This window comes from Streptomyces sp. NPDC033177 (assembly GCF_055577715.1).
Genome location: NZ_JBVIPS010000004.1, coordinates 122,551 through 139,759, shown reverse-complemented (window position 1 = coordinate 139,759; position 17,209 = coordinate 122,551). Strand labels below are relative to the sequence as shown.

Sequence of the window (17,209 nt, the reverse complement as noted above, 5' to 3'; positions counted from 1 at the left end):
GGCCATGCCAACCACGAAGACACTGCGCGAGGGGTCCGCGAAGAAGCGGGCCGCCATCCTCTCCGCGGCCCGGGACCTGTTCCTCGCCGACGGCTTCGACCGCACCAGCGTCGACGCGGTCGCAGCTCGGGCCGGGGTGTCCAAGCGGACGGTCTATGACTACTTCGGCGACAAGCAGACGCTGCTGCAAGCAGTCGTCGACGGCGTCGGCCAGTCGCTGATCACCACGATCCGGCGCATCCTCGACGACACCCTCACCGACCCCGCCGACCTCACCGAAACCGCCGACCTGGAGGACGTGCTGGTCACGTTCTCGATGCGCATCGCGACCGACATGCTCGGCTCAGCGGAGTACGCCACGCTGCAGAGACTGGTCCGCACGCAGTCCGGCCAGCTGCCGGACGGCGGCGAGAACTCCATGGCCGACGCCCCCGACGAGGCGCTCGCCGAGCGGTTCGCCGCGCTCGCCGAGGCCGGCCTGCTCGATGTCCCCGACGCCCGCCTCGCGGCCGACCAGTTCATCGCGCTGACCTTCAACGTCGCACTCAACAGGTTCGGTTCGGCGAACGCCGCGGAGGACACACGGGTCCGACCCCTCATCGTCGAGGGAGTCCGCACCTTCCTGCGGGCCTACAAGGCCAAGTAGGGCTGACGAGCAGCGAGTTGATCAGGCGCGAGAGAATGCCCTACACCCGTTCCAACGGGCGGCGGCGGAAGGAGCGCGGTCTCGCCCCGGATGGAATCGCCAGGGCGGACGATCCCTCGCCATCGCGCCCTCCCCTGCTGTCGTTCCGCGCACGGTCGATCTTAGAGGGGAGTGAGGCCGAAGGGTCACGTGTCCTCGGCGGCCCCACTCCCCCTGGCGGGTTACTTCTGCCCGGTCACTTCTGCGCGCCGGACCCGACCGTCGGCAGGTAACGCGGTGCTCGCCAGGCCTTCAGGCGGTCCTCCACCGAGGCTCCCAGCGACAGGAGCTTGGCGTCCTGGTGGTCGCCGGCCATCAGGAGCAGGCCGACCGGCAGTTCGTTCACGGACCCGGCAGGTACCGAGAGGGACGGGTACCCGGCAACGGCTGCCGGGGTGGAGGAGGGGATGACGTCGTTGTCGCCGCGCGCGCAGTCGGTGGTCCAGGCGGGCGGGTTCGTGGGCGCGGCGATGGCGTCCAGGCGGTGGGCGGACATGGTCTCGTCGATCGAGCGCCGGGAGAGGTCCTTCAACTCGGCGCGCATCGACCGGTAATCGGGGTCGGTGGTGGGCGGCGCGGCGAGGGCCTGCTCGAACAGCTCCTGTCCGGCGAAGCAGGTCTGTTCCTCGGGGTGGGCGCGGTTGAACTCGATCAGCTCGGCGAGGTCGCGGGGCCCCTTGCGCGTACCGAGGTAGGCGTCGATGTCCCGGTGGAACTCGCTGAGCAGCGCCGGGAGCTCGAGTTCGGCCAGCCGTGCCTGGTACGGAGGCGTCACCTCGACGACCACGGCTCCGGCCTTGCGCAGCTTCTTCGCCGTACGGGTCATCACGGCGTCCACGTCCGGTCCCAGCGAGGGCAGGCGCCACAGGCCGATCCGTTTGCCGCGGAGGCTGGTACCCAGGCTGGTGCCTTGGTCAGCCGCCGCGTTCTTGGCCGACGAGCCGCGCGAACCCTCGCGCTCACTCAGTACCGAAAACGTGAGCGCGGTGTCGATCACGTTGCGCGCCATGGGCCCGGCCGTGTCCTGCTCGGCGGAGATCGGCACCACGCCAGACTGGCTGACCAGGCCGAGGCTGGGCTTGTGGCCGACGACGCCGTTCATCCCGGCCGGGCACACGATGGAGCCGTCTGTCTCGGTGCCGATCGCCACCTGCGACAACGAGGCGGCGAGTGCGGCGGCGGAGCCGGAGGACGATCCGCACGGATTGCGGTCGAGCACGTACGGATTCTTGGTCTGGCCGCCCACCGCCGACCACCCCGATGTCGGCTTCGCAGCACGGAAGTTGGCCCATTCGGACAGGTTGGTCTTCCCGAGGATCACCGCTCCGGCCTTCCTCAACCGGGTCACCAGCGCGGCGTCGGTGTCGGGCGGGCTCCCGGCGAGAGCGAGTGACCCGGCCGTCGTCGGCATGTCACGGGTGTTGACGTTGTCCTTGAGGAGAACAGGGATACCGTCCAGTGGCCCGAGGGACTTCCCACGTCGGTGGCGCACGTCGCTGGCGGCCGCCTCACGCAAGGCAGTCGGGCTGGTGCGCAGCACCGAGTGAATCTTGGGGTCGACGTGCGCGATACGTCGCAGGTAAGCCTTGGTCAGGGCCGACGAGGTCAGTGACCCCTCCCCCATACGCGCTTGTAACTCCGGGATCGTCACGGTGTCCAAGTCGACCCCGGAAACGTGAGGCGCCCCGGTCTGCGGTGATGAACTCTCGGTGGAATGCCCGGCGGGCTGCGCACCGGCATGCGGTACGCCCGTCAGAAGGGACCCCGCGACAAGGGCGGCGGTCATTGCGGCAGTGCTCCTCTTCCCCATGCGGGCCAGCGGACTACAGCAGGCGCTTCCGGCGCAAGGGTGCCGGGGTCTCACGTACTTCGCGAGCTGAGGAATGCGTGGGCGGCCGGGTCGCGCCGGCTGCGCTGCCCGCGCGGACCGGCTCACCCTGCTGTCACCAGGTCACCACGTGGCGCGCAGCACGCCGTCGCTGTCGGGCAGGGCGGCGCAGAGCAGCGGGTGATGGTCGTCGAAGGCCATGGGCAAGGCACAGGCCGCCCGCGCGCCGACGGTCAGGGCGGCGAGCTCCTGGTACTCGCTGTCGTCGACGATCACGTGCCTGATCGTCCCGTCCTGTGCTTCCCAGACGAACATCACCGTTCCCTCCTCGGGCAACTCCGCCAGAACCGCGCCGACATCGGGGTCCAAGTCGGGCCAGACGGTCAGCAGGGCGCGCGGGCTGAATCCGGTGCGCACCTCGTCGAGGTTGTCAGCGGTGAGGCGGTGCCAGCGTGCGGCGTTACGGACGAAGGCCTCCTCCAGGAGCAACGCCTGCCGTGCTGCCAGCTCCGCGCGCACCCGCGCCCAGAAGTCCTCGTCGGCGGCCTCCGTCACTTCTCGTTCCTCGGCCTCTGCCGCGTAGGGCGAGGCCGTCATCGGCTCGGCGAAGAGACCGAGTTCCCGAGTACGGGCCGCTGCGTCCGCGCAGAGCTGCTCGGTGCCCACGTACACGTACTGGTCCCACCCGACATGCACGGTGAACACGTCCCCCACCTCCAGCCGACACCAGACGCCCTGGTCGCGGAGCATGGCCCGGACCAGCTCCAGAGCGACGGGAAGCGAGACCTCCGCCCCGTCGTGGTAGCCGGTGAGGTCGGGCAGGAAGAGTTCGGCGAGGCCGTGTCCCTCCACCGGCGGCTCCAGGCCGAAGTGAACGAAGCCGGTGACCGCGGGCTCGCGAATCTCCAGCCGGTCGATGCCCGAGGCCACCGCGAAGGCGGCGATCGCCGCCAGGTACGCCGCCTCGACCGGCCCGTGGTCGCTGTCCGTGTCCTGCGCGCCGGTGTAGTGGCCGCGCTCGTCGCGGTCGGCGGGGTCGTACTTGGTGATGCGGTGGACGAAGGCCGGCGGCACGCTGCTCCTGGGACGGTAGGGGCCTCCAGCCTAAGACGCCGCTTCTTTTGGCTGTTCGCGGTGTGCAGGGATACTGCTGTGGTGCTGTTGACGTGGATCGCTGAGGTGGCGGACGAGCCACTGGTGTTGGAGCCGGCTGACCGGCGGGTGGAGTGGGAGACCAACTCCTGGTCACTGAGCGCGGCTGACGAGGACAGGAGTTCCTTGTCCGTCGCCGAGGTGGTGGCTGCCTTCGAGCAGACTGCTGCTGCCATCCGGGAACGCATTCGCGATCTGGGATTCTCCGGGGTGGCAACGTTCTACGTGTGGCACGACAGGCAGGCAGGACAGCTCCGGTGCTCGACCGGTTCCGTGCCCCCGGATGCGTTGCCGTTCAGCGGTACCTATGTGGCTTCCGACGACCTGGGTTCGGTCGTCGCGGGCTTTCTGGCCGACAGTGAGCCAGGCCCCATCGTCTGGTCGGACCTGAACGACGCGCAAAGCCTCCCAGAGCTGACCGAGACCGAGCCGGAGATCAGGCCCTTCGGTGTCTGGGTCAGCAGTGTCGGAACCTCACGCTGACTGGTGACGCCCGTTAACACGGACGAGTCGACGGTGGCAGATGAGGGCTGCGGCCATGCCGGCGAAGGCGAGCAAATGTTCTGCGACGTCTGAGGACAAGTGCCGGTGAGCGAGCGTGCTCAGGGCCTCGATCGAACCAAATGTCATACGCCCGATCATGCATCGCCCCACTGACACTCCCGCCCCGTCGGCAGCCCCGCGTCCACGGGGCGTCCTCATGGCGGCAGCGCAGATGGACCAGGCGACCGCTTTGATCCGCTTACGCGCGGGTAACAGGGCGACATGGTCACCGAAAGCTCTGCCTCCCCCAGCGGCTACGCGCAGCCCACCATCGACGTCCAGTCCCTCGCCGAGTTGCTCGACGGCGAATACGCCGAGGTCCGCGATCTGGTTCGTGCCAACCTGACGACGTACGCGGGCGTACTGGACGAAGCGGAGGAGCTCGGCTTCGACGAGTTCCGTGAGCGCGTGCGTGAGCTCGTCGTCGAGATGGCGGCGACGGGCCAGACGGGCATGGGCTTTCCGAAGGAGTACGGCGGGGGCGGCGACATCGGTGCGTCGATCGCCGCGTTCGAGACGCTCGCCTTCGGCGATCTGTCGGTGCTGGTGAAGGTCGGCGTGCAGTTCGGGCTCTTCGGCGGTGCGATCTTGCACCTGGGCACCAGGCGTCACCACGAGGCCTATCTGCCGCGCCTGATCACCGGGGAGCTGATGGGGTGCTTCGCGATGACCGAGACCGGACACGGCTCCAATGTCCAGGCCCTTGGCACGGTGGCTCGGTACGACGCCGACAGCCAGGAGTTCGTCATCACCACCGGCGGGGACGAGGCCCGTAAGGACTACATCGGCAACGCGGCCCGGCACGCGGAGCTGGCCGTCGTCTTCGCCCAGCTCGAGGTGGACGGAAAGCGCGAGGGCGTGCACGCGTTCGTCGTACCGGTCCGCGTCGACGGTGTGGTCGCCCCCGGTGTCCGGATCGAGGACGACGGCCGCAAGATGGGTCTCAACGGCGTGGACAACGGCCGCATCTGGTTCGACGGCGTACGCGTGCCACGCGAGGCGCTGCTCAACCAGTTCGCCGACGTCACTCCGGAGGGCGCCTACCAGAGCCCGATCGGCAACCCCGACCGCCGCTTCTTCACCATGCTCGGCACGCTGGTGCAGGGGCGGGTCAGCGTCGGCGGCGGTGCCATCAACGCCAGCAAGGTCGCCCTGGCGATCGCCACCAAGTACGCCGTGCGCCGCCGGCAGTTCCAGGCAGCCTCGGACACCGAGGAGCAGGTGCTCCTCGACTACGGCATGCACCAGCGCCGACTGCTTCCGCTCATCGCGCGCACCTACGCATTGCACTTCGCCCAGGACGTCGTCCGCACACAACTGCACGAGGTCTTCTCCGGGGGCGAGAACGACGAACTCGCGCGACGCGAACTGGAGGCACGGGCCGCGGGCACCAAGGCCCTCGGCACCTGGCACGCCACCCGCACGATCCAGGAGTGCCGCGAGGCCTGCGGGGGCGCCGGCTACCTCGCAGTCAACCGCTTCGCCGCCCTGAAGGCCGACAGCGACGTCTTCGCGACGTTCGAGGGCGACAACCACGTGCTGCTCCAGCTGGTGGCGAAGGGCTTGCTCACCCACTACGCCAGCGAGTTCGAGAACCTGGACCAGCTCGGCATGGTCCGCTACGTCACCAACCTCGCCGTCGAAACGGTCATCGAGAAGACCTCGGCCCACAAACTGCTCGAGCGGGTACGCGACTTGCTGCCCGGCGGCGACGAGTGGGACCAGGAAGCGGGCTTGTTCGACTCGGAGTATCAACTGGCCATGCTCCGCTTCCGCGAGGAGCACATGCTCGCCGGCGTCGCACGCCGGCTCAAGCGCGGAATGGACCAGAAGACCCACCCCGGGGTCGTCTTCTCCCAGGTGCAGGACCACGTCATCGCGGTGGCCCACGCCCACGTGGAGCGGCTGGTGCTCGAAGCCTTCGTCGACAAGATGCGCCAGCTGCCCGACGGTGACAACAAGGTCGCGTTGGGGCTGCTGTGCGACCTCTTCGCCCTCTCCACCATCGAGGCGGACCGCGCCTGGTTCATGGAACACGGCCGCCTGACGACACAGCGCTCCAAAGCGATCCGCCGCGAGGTGAACGACCTGTGCCGCAAGATCCGCCCCCTCGCGACCGACCTCGTCGACGCCTGGGGCATCCCGCCACAGCTGCTGCGCTCGCCTGATCTGGTGGGGTGACCGGGCACGGCCTCGGTGAACCGGGACCGGCGCCCCCTCACGGCATGCCCGAGAGGCGTACGTCAGAGGACGTCGTCGTTGGATTCGAACTGGTGCTGCTGAGGGGGAAGATCGTCGAAGTAGACCGTGTCGGCTTCACCGGTGAGCGCCAGGAGCAGGAACTGCACGCAGGAGTGCGGGTGGTACTCCCATTCCGGGCCACGGCCCTCGTTGAACAGGGTGGTCCATTCCTCCGGCTGTTGCCCCGGCCGGTGCAGCCAGTACAGCATGGCGCCGCTGCCCTCGATGTAGGCCCAGGGCAGCACCTGGGCCCCGTCGCCTTCCTTCAGTTGCGGCGGCTTGGGCTCGACCTCCCACAAGGAGGCGAGAATCTCCGCGCGCTCCCTGGCCTCGTCAAGGAGGTTGCAGTCCTTGTCCGGGCATTCGGGGTCCAGAAGCCAGATCTCCTCGTCGAAGAGCCCACCCCCATAGACCTCGACGAGTTCCTTGTAGTCCGGTGGCAGGGCGGTGCCGAGCTGCTGCTCCACGGCGGGCCAGTCCCGTGAACGGCGAGGCCCCGGAGGCGGAACGAGTGCGGTAAGACGTTCGACGGCGGGGTGCATCCGGGCTCCTGCGTGGGTGGGTTGAGGTTGACTGCGGGTGAGCGGCGGGTGGTGGTCGGTGGTGCGGGCGCGGGTTGCGCTCCTACTCGGCTTCGCCGGCCCGCGCCGTCGTCAGAAGCGCGCTCACCACCACCTCGAAGAGGTGATCGGCGCTTGGCGCGAGCGAGGGCTGATCGCCGGTCCAGGCGAGCATGGCCACCAGCGCGAACAGATCAGCACCGTCGATGTCCTTGCGCGCCACGCCCGCCGCCTGGGCCCGCGTGAGGAGCCGCGCACCGGCCGCGCGCAGCGTCACGCACGAAGCGTGGAGCGCGGATTCGGGGTCCTCGATGGCGGCCGCCATCAGCACGGTCACACCCCGGTACTCGGTGGTCCACCCGACGCAGTCCCGTAGCCAGGAGACGAGAGCAGCCTCGGGCGGACTCGACGTCTCGAGCGCGCACGCCTTCGCCGTCAGTTCGTCGAAGCTCGTGCGCAGCAGGGCATCGAGCAGCGCCTCGCGCGTCGGGAAGTGCCGCAGCAGTGTCGCGAGCCCGACATCAGCCCGGCGCGCGATGTCGCGCAGGGACACGTCGACGCCCTGCTCGGCGAGGGCGGTACCCGCTACGGCGAGCAGGTGGTCGCGGTTCTTCCTGGCGTCGGCCCGCATCGGTCCCCTTGACTATCCGGATCACTGGTCCATATATTCGGATCAGTGGTCCACTTATGTGGATCGCTGATCCGAATAAGCGTAACTCGCGGCGCAGGCAGGAGAAAAACGATGCCGAAACACACGATGAGGGCAATCCGGCTCCATGAACACGGCGGCCCCGAAGTTCTGCGTCACGAGGAGGTGCCGCTTCCCGAACCGGGGCCGGGCGAGGTACTCGTACGTGTCCACGCGGCCGGCATCAACCCACCCGACTGGTATCTGCGCGACGGCATGTCCAACCTGCCTCCCGAGACGAGGCCGAGGTTCGCACTGCCCGTGATTCCGGGGACGGATCTGTCGGGCGTCGTCGAGGCCGTGGCCGCGGATGTGGACGGCTTCTCCGTCGGTGACGAGGTCTTCGGTCTCCTGCGCTTCCCCAGCTTCGACGGCAGCACCTATGCCGAGTACGTGGCCGCGCCCGCCTCGGACCTGGCACTCAAGCCGCCCGGCATCGATCACGTGCACGCCGCTGGGGCGCCTATGGCCGGCCTCACCGCGTGGCAGTTCCTGATCGACCTCGGACACGATCACCCCTCACCCTTCCAGGCGGCACGGCACCGCCCCACAGTGCTCGGCGCCGACACGACGGTGCTCGTCAACGGCGCCGCGGGCGGCGTGGGGCACCTCGCGCTGCAGCTGGCGAAATGGAAGGGCGCGCGAGTCGTCGCGGTGGCATCGGGCGCACATGAATCGTTCCTCCGCGAGCTCGGCGCCGATGAGTTCATCGACTACACCAAGAGTCGTCCCGAGGACGTCGTGCGTGACGTCGACCTCGTTCTCGACACCGTCGGCGGCCCCGACAGCAAGCGTTTCCTGCGTACGCTCAAGCGAGGCGGCTCTCACTTCCCCGTGTTCTTCGGCGAGTTCGACGAAGAAGAGATCGCGAAGCTGGGCGTCACGGTCACGGGCACCCAGGTCCGCTCGAACGGCGCGCAGCTCGCCGAGCTGGGGCGCCTGCTCGATGCGGGCACGGTCCGCGTGGCGATCGACAGCACGTACACCCTCGCGGAAGCCCGAGCCGCGCACGAACGCGCCGCCCAAGGCCATATCCGCGGAAAGATCGTGCTCACGGTCGCCTAGGGGCATCCGATCGGTCGAGTCCCGGCACAGCAAGTCCAGCTCGCCGACTGTTTGGTCCCCGCTGGTCTCGCCCGTCAGGCGGAGCCAGAGCCCGAGGCAGAAACCCTCGGGGCCGCCCGTGCCGGGATGCCAAGTGGTCGTCAGGCGGGTGCCGCCGCGACGCCGGAGGTCGCTGCGTCGAGGTTGGCCGGGGTGATCTCCCGCAGACAGAGTGTGGTCGTCATGCAGGAACCCTAAGGTCGCCGAGTGCGGGCTCGGGCAGTGGGTTCACGTGGTCCGGCCCGTTCCCAGAGCGATCGGGATGGTTCAGGTTCGGCGGAGGGCGTCGGACACCGCCTTGGCGCCGCCGTGCGCGGTGTAGCCGCCGTCCACGGGGATGTCGGCACCGGTGATGAACGCCGCGTCGTCGCTGAGCAGGAACGTGACCAGCGGAGTGATGTCATCGACAGTGCCGGTGCGGCCCAGCGGGGTGTCGCGCAGGGTCGTGTCGCGGAACGCGGCCGGCGCGGTGGCCGTCATCTCCGTCTCGATGAAGCCGGGGTGGAGGGTGTTCACACGGATCCCGTGCGGGCCGAGTTCCATGGACGCGGTCCTCGACAGGCCGCGCAGGGCCCACTTGCTGGTGGTGTACGCGACCGGATAGTGGGCGGTGAGTGCCGCCGAGGAGCCGACGTTGACGATGGAGGCGCCCGGCGGCATCAGCGGCGCGAGGTGCTGGATGCCGAGCAACGGTCCGGTGACGTTGACCGCGTGGACGCGGGCCATGTCATCGGCGCGTACGTCATCGATCCGTGCGCGCCACGTGATCCCGGCGTTGTTGACCAGGCCGTGCACCTGCCCGTACGACTGCCTTAGTTCGGCGGCCAGTTGGGCCCAGTCCGTGTCGCTGGTGACGTCTACGCGGCGGATTCCGGGTGCCACGGTGACGTCGGTGGCGATCACAAGGGCACCTTCGCGGGTGAGAGCCTCGGCTTCGGCGGCGCCCTGGCCACGGGCCGCGCCGGTGACGATCACGACCTTGCCGAGCAGTCGCCTGGGGCGCGGATCGGACACGGCTTGCGGGTCGGTCACGGCCGCTCCCTGGTGCGGCGCCGGGCGGCGGGGATCGGGAGGGGCTCCGGGCCCGGCACCACGGTGTTGGAGACGGTGCCGATGCCTTCGACGGTGAGGGTGACGGTGTCACCGGGCTTGAGGGGCGGCGGGTCCTGTCGGCCGCGCAGGCCCCAGAGTTCGGCGAGGCAGCCCCCGTTGCCACAGGTCCCGGAGCCGAGGACATCGCCGGGGACGACGCGGGTGCCTCGTGAGGCGTAGGCGACCATCTCCTCGAAGGTCCAGCTCATGTTGGACAGCAGGTCCTTGCCGACCACCTCACCGTTGATCTCGGCGGTCAGGGCGAGCCGCAGGAAGCCGTCGCTGTCGCGGTAGGGCTCCAGTTCGTCGGCGGTGACGAGGTAGGGGCCGAGGGTGGTGGCGGTGTCCTTGCCCTTGCAGGGGCCGAGGCCCACCCGCATCTCGGCCGACTGGAGGTCCCGCGCGGACCAGTCGTTGAAGATCGTGTAGCCGACGATGTGCTCACGGGCCTGCTCGGGGCTGAGATCGCTGCCCTCGCGCCCGATCACGGCCGCCACTTCGAGCTCGAAGTCGAGGACCCCGGCTCCGGGCGCCGCCGGAATGTCGTCGTGCGGGCCGTAGACAGCGTGGGGGTTGCCGAAGTAGAAGGTCGGGGCCGCATACCACTGCTCGGGGACGCCGGTGGTGCCCTCCACGGAGCGGCGCACACCCTCCACGTGCTCCTCGAACGTGACGAAGTCTCGTACGGAGGTGGGCTGCAGGGGCGCCAGCAGCCGCACCTGGGAGGCATGCGGGCCGGCCGGCACGTCGAGTGCGGCGGCGCCGCGGTCGAGCAGACCGCGCAGTCCGTCGCCAGGGGCGAGCAGTTCGACGAGAGAGCTGGTCCCGGGCAGGGGGTAGAGGGTGCCGTCGTCCTCTACGACGGCGACTCGACGCTGGTGTTGGTGTTCGTAGGCGGCGATGCGCATAGTGGCCTTCTCCTGGCACAGGAAAGTGATCGGGGACGCGGGATGTGGCGTCAGGGCGTTGACTGGGTCACCGCGCCCCCGGAGCTTGGGGTGGGGTCAGACCGGCGGGGCGACGAAGCAGCCGCGGTCGACGTCGTTGAACGACTCCTTGGCGACGAATTCGTTCATCGCGTTCGCTGTGCCCCACTGGTCGGTGACCTCGGGGTTGGAGAAGTCGTACACGTGGGGGTGCCAGGTGTCCTCGTCGAGCATCTCCAACTCGGTGGTGTACTCGACGGTGTTGCCGCTCGGGTCGAGGAAGTACGTGAAGGTGTTGTCTCCCGCGACGTGGCGGCCGGGGCCCCAGATCTTGTGGTGTCCGGCACGGATGACGCGGCCCGATCCGCGCATGTACTCGTCGATGCCGCGCAGCTCGAACGAGATGTGGTGCAGGGCCGCGTGCGGGCCCTGGGCTATGGCCATGGAGTGGTGCTGGCTGGAGATGCGCATGAAGTGCATCGCCTCGCCCATGTTCGGGTGCATGAGCGTGTCGGAGAGCTTGAAGCCAAGGTGCCGCTCGTACCAGGCGCGGGTCGTGTTCAGGTCGGGGGCGTTGAGGACGACGTGGGAGAGCTTGACCGGGATGGCCTCCTTCGCCTCGATCTTCCGGTGCCGGCGCACCTCCACGTCGGTGGAGACTTCAATGGTGCGGCCGTCGACATCGAAGAAGCGGAAGCCGTAACCGCCGCCCGGGGTGTCGACGGTGCCGGGCTGGGTGATCAACTGCACGCCACCGGCGAGGAGTTGTTCGGCGAGGGTGTCCACGTCGGCAGGGGTCGAGGCCCCGTACGAGATGAGGTCGAGGCGCTTCTCGTCGGCCTTGCGCAGCCGGACCACGTATTGCTCCGGCGAGCCTTCGGCGGCCAGGAAGGAGATCCCGGAATCCTCCGTGACCTTCGTGAGGCCCCAGACGCCGGAGTAGAAGGCGAGCTGCCGGTCGTAGTCGGGCACGGCGAGGTCGACGTGGCGCAGGTGGGTGAGCAGGCGGGTCATGTGTCAGTCCTTCCGGAGGAGAGCGGCCGCGTTGGCGCCCCGTACGGCGTGGAAGTCGGCGTCGGGCAGGTGCGCGGCGCGCAGGGCACCGACGGGGTCCTGGGTGCCCATGTCGAAGGGGAAGTCGGAGCCGAGCAGGACCCGGTCCGCTCCGGCGACGCGGATCAACTCCCGCAGTACGTGCGGGTCGTGGACGAGGGAGTCGAAGTAGAGACGGTTGAGATAGCTGCTGGGCGGGTGTGCGCAGGCGATGTTCGCGTCCGACCGTGCCGACCAGGCGTGGTCGGATCGGCCGATGTGCGTGGGCAGGTAGCCGCCGCCGTGCGCGGCAAGCACCTTCAGGGCCGGATGCCGGTCAAGGACTCCGGAGAAGATCAGGTGGGAGAGGGCGACGGCGTTCTCGGTGGGCTGGCCGACGGTGTTGGACAGGTACCACTCGTCGAGTCGCTCGTCGAGCGTGCAGCCGAAGGGGTGCAGGAAGAGGATCGCTCCCGTCTCCTCTGCCCGGGTCCACAGCGGCTCGTACGCGGGGTCCGACAGCTCACGGAACAGCCCGCGGCCGGGAGCGTCGCCAGTCGCGAGGCCCGGGGCGTGGCTGGATATCTCCACGCCCAACAAGCCCTGCTCCAGGGCGTTTTCGAGGGCGCGGACAGCGAGGTCCGGATGCTGGAGCGGTGCAAGGCCCAGGCCGAGCAGCCGTTCGGGGGCGGCCGAGCAGTGAATCGCGGTGGCCTCGTTGGCCAGACGGTAGACCTTCTCGGCCGTCTGCTCGTCGGTCCAGTAGTGGTAGTGCGAGGGCGACGGGCTGACCAGCTGCACATCGACGCTCTGGATGTCCATCGCGGCCAGCCGGGCCGAGGGGTCGGTCAGGCGCGAGATGCGTTCGCCGATCATCGGGCCGTTGACGGCCAGGGCCGCAGGGCCGTTGCGCCGAGCGTCCAGGGCACGGGCTGCGAGATGGCCCGGCAGCCCGCTCACCATCGCGTCCACCTCGGGCAGCAGAACGTGCGCGTGCACGTCCACGGTGGGCGCGGCCAAGGCAGAGGGCGCCACCGCTCCTTCGGTGCGCACGGTCAGGGCCGCTCCCCCGGCAGCCGCGGTCACGGCCGCTCCGTCAGCATGGCCATGGTGCGGCCCATGAGGCCGGGCACATCCGCGTCGCGTACGCCGTCCAACTGCCACTGCCCGATCTGTACGGACGCCTCGACCACGGCCCGCACGCGCGGTATGCGCCGCTCGTAGTACGCCCTGAGCAAGGCGTCGTCCCAGGTGTCGGAGCCCGTGAGGAGTTCGGCGAGGACGAGCGCGTCCTCCAGGGACAGGGCGGCGCCCTGCGCGAGGGTGGGTGGGCAGCAGTGCGCGGCGTCCCCGACGAGGACCACGCGGCCGCGGTGCCAGGAGCCCTCCACCAGCATCTGGTCGAACCAGGTGTAGTTGACCTGGGTCGGGTCAGTGATGTGTGCGGTGATCTCCGGCCAGTGTCCGCCGTACGCCGTGGCGAGGCGGGTCATCTCGTCCGCGTACGACTGGGGCGGGATGGAGGCGCGGTCGCGGGCGGCCTCGACCACGAACGCGTAGAGCGTGGTGGCGCTCGTGGGGCAGTAACCGGCGATGTAGGCGGGACCGCCGTAGGCGAGGTCGGCCCGGGTGACACCCTCGGGGCGCGGCGCGGCGACGCGCCAGATGGCCATGCCGGTCGGCTCCGGCTTCGTGGCGATGCCGATCGCGGAACGCGTGCCCGAGCCGAGACCGTCGGCGGCGACCACCAGGTCGTAGCGGCCTCGGGCGCCGTCGCTGAACCGGACGTCGACGCCGTGCGCGTCCTGCTCAAGCGATGTGGCCGTGACACCCAGGCGCACCGTCGCGCCGCTCTCGCGGACGGCTCGCATCAGGATGCGTTGCAGTTGGGGGCGCTGCATGCCGACGGTGGCCGGCAGGTCGTCACCGCCGCTGCGGAGGTCTTCGGAGACGTGCAGCACGGAGCCGTCGGGGGACGTGATGCCGACGGCGTCGAATCCGAAGCCGGACGCTTCGACCTCCTCCCACACGCCGAGTTCGCGCAACACGCGCAGGGCGTTGCCCTGGAGGGTGATACCGGATCCGGCACTTGCGTTCCAGCCGGGCTGGGCCTCGATCAGGTCGACGGCCACACCGGCGCGGCGCAACAGGATCGTCACGGCGTTTCCGGCCGCGCCGCCGCCGATCACGAGAACCTTGCGGGTCTGATTCATGAGGGAACTCCTCTGTTCCACGGGCTACTTGACGGCGATCGGGTTCACCGGGGAGCCGACGGCGCCGGTGACGGGCAGCGGCGCGGCGGTGAGCCAGAACTCGTACACGCCGTCGGCGGCGCAGTCCCCGGCCAGGGCGTCCAGGTCCCACATCTCGCCGATGAGCAGGCCCATGTTGGGGATGGCGACCTGGTGCAGGGGCTGGAAGGCGTGCTCGAACTCGTTCGGCCGGACCTCGAAGCCCCAGGTGTCCGTGGCGATGGCGGCGATCTCGGTGCGGTGCAGCCAGCCGGCGGTCGTGAAGGACAGGCCGGGCGCGTCACCCCCCGCGTACTCGCCCCACCCATCGCGCCGCGCCCGGGTGAGCCGTCCGGTGCGCACCAGGACGATGTCGCCGCGGCCCACTCGCACGCCGTGGGCCTCGACGGTCGCGGTCAGGTGCTCCTCGGTGATGGCGAAGCCGTCGGGCAACTCGCCGTCTTCGCCCACCACATGGCCTACGTCGAGGAGGACGCCGCGCCCGGCGACGTGCGCGGCCATGTGCTCGATGCCGGTGACCAGGTCACCTTCGGAGGTCACCACTTCCTCGGCCGGGCGCCCGTTCCACGCCTTGCCGTGGTCGAAGATGTGGCCGAGGCCGTCCCACTGGGTGGAGCACTGCAACGGCATGGCGATCACGTCGTCGGCGCCGCCGAGACCGTGCGGGAAGCCCTGGTTGCCGAGGGCCGCGTCGGTCCCGGTGTCCAGCATGGTGTGCACCGGGTTCGTACGGCGCCGCCAGCCCTTCTGCGGACCGTCCATGCCGAACCGTTGCGACAGGGAGAAGCTGATACCCCGGCGAGCGAGCGCGGCGCCCTCGCGGCGCTTGGCCTCGTCGAGGAAGTTCAGCGTGCCCAGTACGTCATCCGCGCCCCAACGGCCCCAGTTCGAGTACGACTTGGCGGCTTCGGCGATCTCACGCTCCGGGTCGGTGCGATCCAGGCTCACGACGCGCCCTCCGCCACACATCGGGTGCGCTGCGAGCCGAGCCCGGTGATCGAACCGTCCATGACGTCGCCGTCGCGCAGCAGGCGTCCCCAGTGCATGCCGTTGCCGGCGGGAGACCCTGTCAGCACCAGATCGCCGGGCAGGAGCCGGGCGGTGTGGGAGGCGTACGACACCATGCGGGCGACGTTGAAGATCATGTCCTTGGTGGACTCGTCCTGCATCGTCCGGTCGTTCAGCTTCAGCGTCAGCCGCAGGTCGTCGGGGTTCGCGATCGAGTCGGCGGGCACGATCCACGGGCCGAGCGGGGTGAAGCCGGGCGCGTTCTTGCTGCGCAGCCAGTCGGTGCCGATCTGCGGCATGTCCCGGCGGAAGACGGTCGCGCGGTCGGTGAGGTCGTTGGCGATGGTGTATCCGGCGACGTACTCAAGGGCCTCCCCCGCGGTGAGCCGGTGGGCGGGGCGGCCGATGACGACCGCCAACTCCAGTTCCCAGTCGGGCTTTTCAGCCCAGAGGGGCAGCTCCACATTGTCGTACGGGCCGGTGATGGCGCTCGGCAGGCCTATGAACACGTACGGCAGGTCCTCGACCGCACGACGGTCCATGATCTCCGCGGCCTCGGCGCGGGCCTCCTCCACGGAGCGACCGTCGGACGGGTCGCGGTGCGCCACGTGCAGATCGATCACATGCTGCCGGTAGTTGGCACCGGACTGGAACACCTGCCGCGGCTCGACCGGGGCGTGCACCTGGAAGTCCGCCAGGGGCCGGCGTACGGGGTCTGTCGACGCGCCCGCCGCGATGGCGGTGGCGGCGGTGGCCAACTGGTGCAGAAGGGGTAGCAGTTCGGCCCACCGCTCCAGCACGGTGCGGATCGTCACCGTCGGGTCAACAAGTGCCACCCTGAGATCGAGAACCTGCTGATCGGGCGTGACGAGGGCGGGAAACGCGACCCCATCGGAGCCGGAGAGCGTGGCCAGGGCGAACGGCCCGGCGAAGGGGGCGAAGGCGGGAGCGGGAGCGGCTGCGGGCGCGGGTGCGGGTGCGGGTTTCACGAACGTGTCCTCCTGATGGCGATGCGACCAATCTGACGCCGAGACCCACGATCATGGAAATCGATTCTGTGGATACTGATCATCTGTCGTGTTTATAGTCGGTGGTCAGAGAGCCACGCTCCATCCCTTGCACAGGGAGAACGCACCCGTGAATCTTGCCCGCCTCGACCTGAACCTCGTCGTCGCCCTGCACGCCCTCCTGGAAGAACGCAACGTCACCCACGCAGGGCAGCGCGTGGGCCTCAGCCAACCCGCCATGAGCGCCGCGCTGTCCAGGCTGCGCAAACACTTCGGCGACGAGCTGCTGGTGCGCTCGGGCGGCCAGTACGAGCTCACGGCCCTGGGGCAGGTACTCCTCGACCGTACGGGCACGGCCTACGACCTGCTGGAGCGCCTGTTCAGCAGCCAGGCTGTCTTCGAACCGGCCGAAGAGGAGCGGGAGTTCACGCTCCTGGCCTCCGACTACGCGGTGGCCGTCTTCGGGTCCGCGCTCGCGAGGATCGTCCACCGTGAGGCACCCGGAATCCGGCTCAGGTTCACGCGGACCCCGCCCACCGTGATCGAGGAGACGGGAACGCTCCTGAGCGCACACGACGGGCTGCTGATGCCGCACGGCGTCGTCAGCGACCTGCCGTATACCGATCTCTACGAGGACAGTTGGGTCTTTATCGTCGCAGATGACAACGGCGAGGTCGGCGAGCAGCTGACGCAGCAGGACCTGGCCCGGCTGCCGTGGGTGACCTACCAGCGCACCTACGACGCCCCGGCCGTACGCCAGTTGGCGATGCTGGGGGTCGAGCCGCGGGTGGAGGTGTCGGTCGACACCTTCCAGTCGCTCCCCCTGCTCGTCGCGGGCACCCACCGGATCGCGCTCATGCAGGAACGCCTGGCCCGGCTCTTCGCCGGCATCGCGCCGGTGCGCATCATGCGTCCGCCCTACGACGCGGTCCCGCTGCGAGAGGCCCTGTGGTGGCACCCGGTCCACACACGCGACGCCGCCCACATGTGGCTGCGCTCCACCGCGGCGCGTGTCGGGGAGGGGCTGGCGGAGGCGCCTGACCAGCCGGCCGTGCGACCAGGTGCCCCGTCCGGCCGGGAAAGGAAATGAC

At 69.5% G+C, this 17,209-nt stretch carries 16 protein-coding genes and 1 pseudogene; 5 read left to right on the top strand and 12 right to left on the bottom strand.

All coding sequences use genetic code 11. The annotated features are described in order from the left end of the window. Positions 1-4: 4 nt before the first annotated feature. On the top strand, positions 5-646 hold the full coding sequence (locus ACZ5U5_RS15390) for a TetR/AcrR family transcriptional regulator (RefSeq protein WP_469021251.1): 642 nt from the start codon (positions 5-7) through the stop codon (positions 644-646). A gap of 235 nt (positions 647-881) precedes the next feature. On the opposite strand, the gene ACZ5U5_RS15385 is transcribed toward ACZ5U5_RS15390, so the two are convergent. Further along, a complete protein-coding gene (locus ACZ5U5_RS15385; RefSeq protein WP_469021249.1) occupies positions 882-2,495 on the bottom strand; it encodes an amidase in 1,614 nt (537 codons plus the stop codon). 141 nt (positions 2,496-2,636) lie between these two features. Then, positions 2,637-3,587 carry an RNA-binding protein gene (locus ACZ5U5_RS15380; protein ID WP_469021247.1) on the bottom strand — a complete coding sequence of 317 codons (951 nt, stop codon included), beginning with the start codon at positions 3,585-3,587 and terminating at the stop codon, positions 2,637-2,639. 78 nt (positions 3,588-3,665) lie between these two features. Between ACZ5U5_RS15380 and ACZ5U5_RS15375 the strand changes: the two genes are divergently transcribed. Both ACZ5U5_RS15375 and ACZ5U5_RS15370 read left to right on the top strand, forming a co-directional pair. Continuing rightward, positions 3,666-4,148 (top strand): hypothetical protein, encoded by a 483-nt coding sequence (locus ACZ5U5_RS15375; protein ID WP_469021244.1) that lies wholly within the window; start codon positions 3,666-3,668, stop codon positions 4,146-4,148. Positions 4,149-4,430: 282 nt separating this feature from the next. Beyond that, complete coding sequence (locus ACZ5U5_RS15370; protein ID WP_469021241.1) at positions 4,431-6,389, top strand: acyl-CoA dehydrogenase family protein; 1,959 nt, start codon at positions 4,431-4,433, stop codon at positions 6,387-6,389. A gap of 62 nt (positions 6,390-6,451) precedes the next feature. Here ACZ5U5_RS15370 and ACZ5U5_RS15365 read toward each other — a convergent pair whose 3' ends face one another. Together ACZ5U5_RS15365 and ACZ5U5_RS15360 are read right to left on the bottom strand one after the other, a co-directional pair. After that, a complete protein-coding gene (locus tag ACZ5U5_RS15365; protein WP_469021238.1) occupies positions 6,452-6,916 on the bottom strand; it encodes an SMI1/KNR4 family protein in 465 nt (154 codons plus the stop codon). 157 nt (positions 6,917-7,073) lie between these two features. Beyond that, positions 7,074-7,640, bottom strand: a complete 567-nt coding sequence (locus ACZ5U5_RS15360; protein WP_469021236.1) for a TetR/AcrR family transcriptional regulator — start codon at positions 7,638-7,640, stop codon at positions 7,074-7,076. 111 nt (positions 7,641-7,751) lie between these two features. Between ACZ5U5_RS15360 and ACZ5U5_RS15355 the strand changes: the two genes are divergently transcribed. Next, complete coding sequence (locus tag ACZ5U5_RS15355) at positions 7,752-8,762, top strand: NADP-dependent oxidoreductase (RefSeq protein ID WP_469021233.1); 1,011 nt, start codon at positions 7,752-7,754, stop codon at positions 8,760-8,762. A gap of 30 nt (positions 8,763-8,792) precedes the next feature. Here ACZ5U5_RS15355 and ACZ5U5_RS15350 read toward each other — a convergent pair. The 8 genes and pseudogenes from ACZ5U5_RS15350 to ACZ5U5_RS15315 all read right to left on the bottom strand — a co-directional run. Beyond that, positions 8,793-8,936: pseudogene (locus ACZ5U5_RS15350) on the bottom strand (GNAT family N-acetyltransferase); the annotation flags it as partial. Positions 8,937-9,068: 132 nt separating this feature from the next. Continuing rightward, positions 9,069-9,815, bottom strand: coding sequence for an SDR family NAD(P)-dependent oxidoreductase (locus ACZ5U5_RS15345; RefSeq protein ID WP_469022432.1), 747 nt, complete (start codon positions 9,813-9,815; stop codon positions 9,069-9,071). A gap of 14 nt (positions 9,816-9,829) precedes the next feature. Beyond that, positions 9,830-10,801, bottom strand: coding sequence for a fumarylacetoacetate hydrolase family protein (locus ACZ5U5_RS15340; RefSeq protein WP_469021231.1), 972 nt, complete (start codon positions 10,799-10,801; stop codon positions 9,830-9,832). A 96-nt stretch (positions 10,802-10,897) separates the two neighbouring features. Further along, positions 10,898-11,833, bottom strand: a complete 936-nt coding sequence (locus tag ACZ5U5_RS15335) for a VOC family protein (protein WP_469021228.1) — start codon at positions 11,831-11,833, stop codon at positions 10,898-10,900. 3 nt (positions 11,834-11,836) lie between these two features. Beyond that, positions 11,837-12,871 (bottom strand): amidohydrolase family protein, encoded by a 1,035-nt coding sequence (locus tag ACZ5U5_RS15330; protein WP_469022429.1) that lies wholly within the window; start codon positions 12,869-12,871, stop codon positions 11,837-11,839. 62 nt (positions 12,872-12,933) lie between these two features. Next, positions 12,934-14,064 (bottom strand): FAD-dependent oxidoreductase, encoded by a 1,131-nt coding sequence (locus ACZ5U5_RS15325; RefSeq protein ID WP_469021225.1) that lies wholly within the window; start codon positions 14,062-14,064, stop codon positions 12,934-12,936. Positions 14,065-14,088: 24 nt separating this feature from the next. Further along, on the bottom strand, positions 14,089-15,051 hold the full coding sequence (locus ACZ5U5_RS15320; RefSeq protein ID WP_469021222.1) for a cyclase family protein: 963 nt from the start codon (positions 15,049-15,051) through the stop codon (positions 14,089-14,091). Further along, the gene (locus tag ACZ5U5_RS15315) at positions 15,048-16,100 is read right to left on the bottom strand and encodes a fumarylacetoacetate hydrolase family protein (protein ID WP_469021220.1); all 1,053 of its coding nucleotides are present in this window, start codon (positions 16,098-16,100) and stop codon (positions 15,048-15,050) included. The genes ACZ5U5_RS15320 and ACZ5U5_RS15315 overlap by 4 nt, the downstream gene beginning before the upstream one ends. A 148-nt stretch (positions 16,101-16,248) precedes the next feature. Between ACZ5U5_RS15315 and ACZ5U5_RS15310 the strand changes: the two genes are divergently transcribed. Beyond that, on the top strand, positions 16,249-17,208 hold the full coding sequence (locus tag ACZ5U5_RS15310) for a LysR family transcriptional regulator (protein ID WP_469021217.1): 960 nt from the start codon (positions 16,249-16,251) through the stop codon (positions 17,206-17,208). The last annotated feature ends 1 nt before the right edge of the window (position 17,209 follow it).

Excerpts from the sequence above, each read along its gene's own strand:
- ACZ5U5_RS15390 (WP_469021251.1), top strand. The coding sequence starts at position 5 with ATGCCAACCACGAAGACACTGCGCGAGGGGTCCGCGAAGAAGCGGGCC.
- ACZ5U5_RS15385 (WP_469021249.1), bottom strand. The coding sequence starts at position 2,495 with ATGGGGAAGAGGAGCACTGCCGCAATGACCGCCGCCCTTGTCGCGGGG.
- ACZ5U5_RS15370 (WP_469021241.1), top strand. The coding sequence starts at position 4,431 with ATGGTCACCGAAAGCTCTGCCTCCCCCAGCGGCTACGCGCAGCCCACC.
- ACZ5U5_RS15360 (WP_469021236.1), bottom strand. The coding sequence starts at position 7,640 with ATGCGGGCCGACGCCAGGAAGAACCGCGACCACCTGCTCGCCGTAGCG.
- ACZ5U5_RS15355 (WP_469021233.1), top strand. The coding sequence starts at position 7,752 with ATGCCGAAACACACGATGAGGGCAATCCGGCTCCATGAACACGGCGGC.
- ACZ5U5_RS15340 (WP_469021231.1), bottom strand. The coding sequence starts at position 10,801 with ATGCGCATCGCCGCCTACGAACACCAACACCAGCGTCGAGTCGCCGTC.
- ACZ5U5_RS15335 (WP_469021228.1), bottom strand. The coding sequence starts at position 11,833 with ATGACCCGCCTGCTCACCCACCTGCGCCACGTCGACCTCGCCGTGCCC.
- ACZ5U5_RS15325 (WP_469021225.1), bottom strand. The coding sequence starts at position 14,064 with ATGAATCAGACCCGCAAGGTTCTCGTGATCGGCGGCGGCGCGGCCGGA.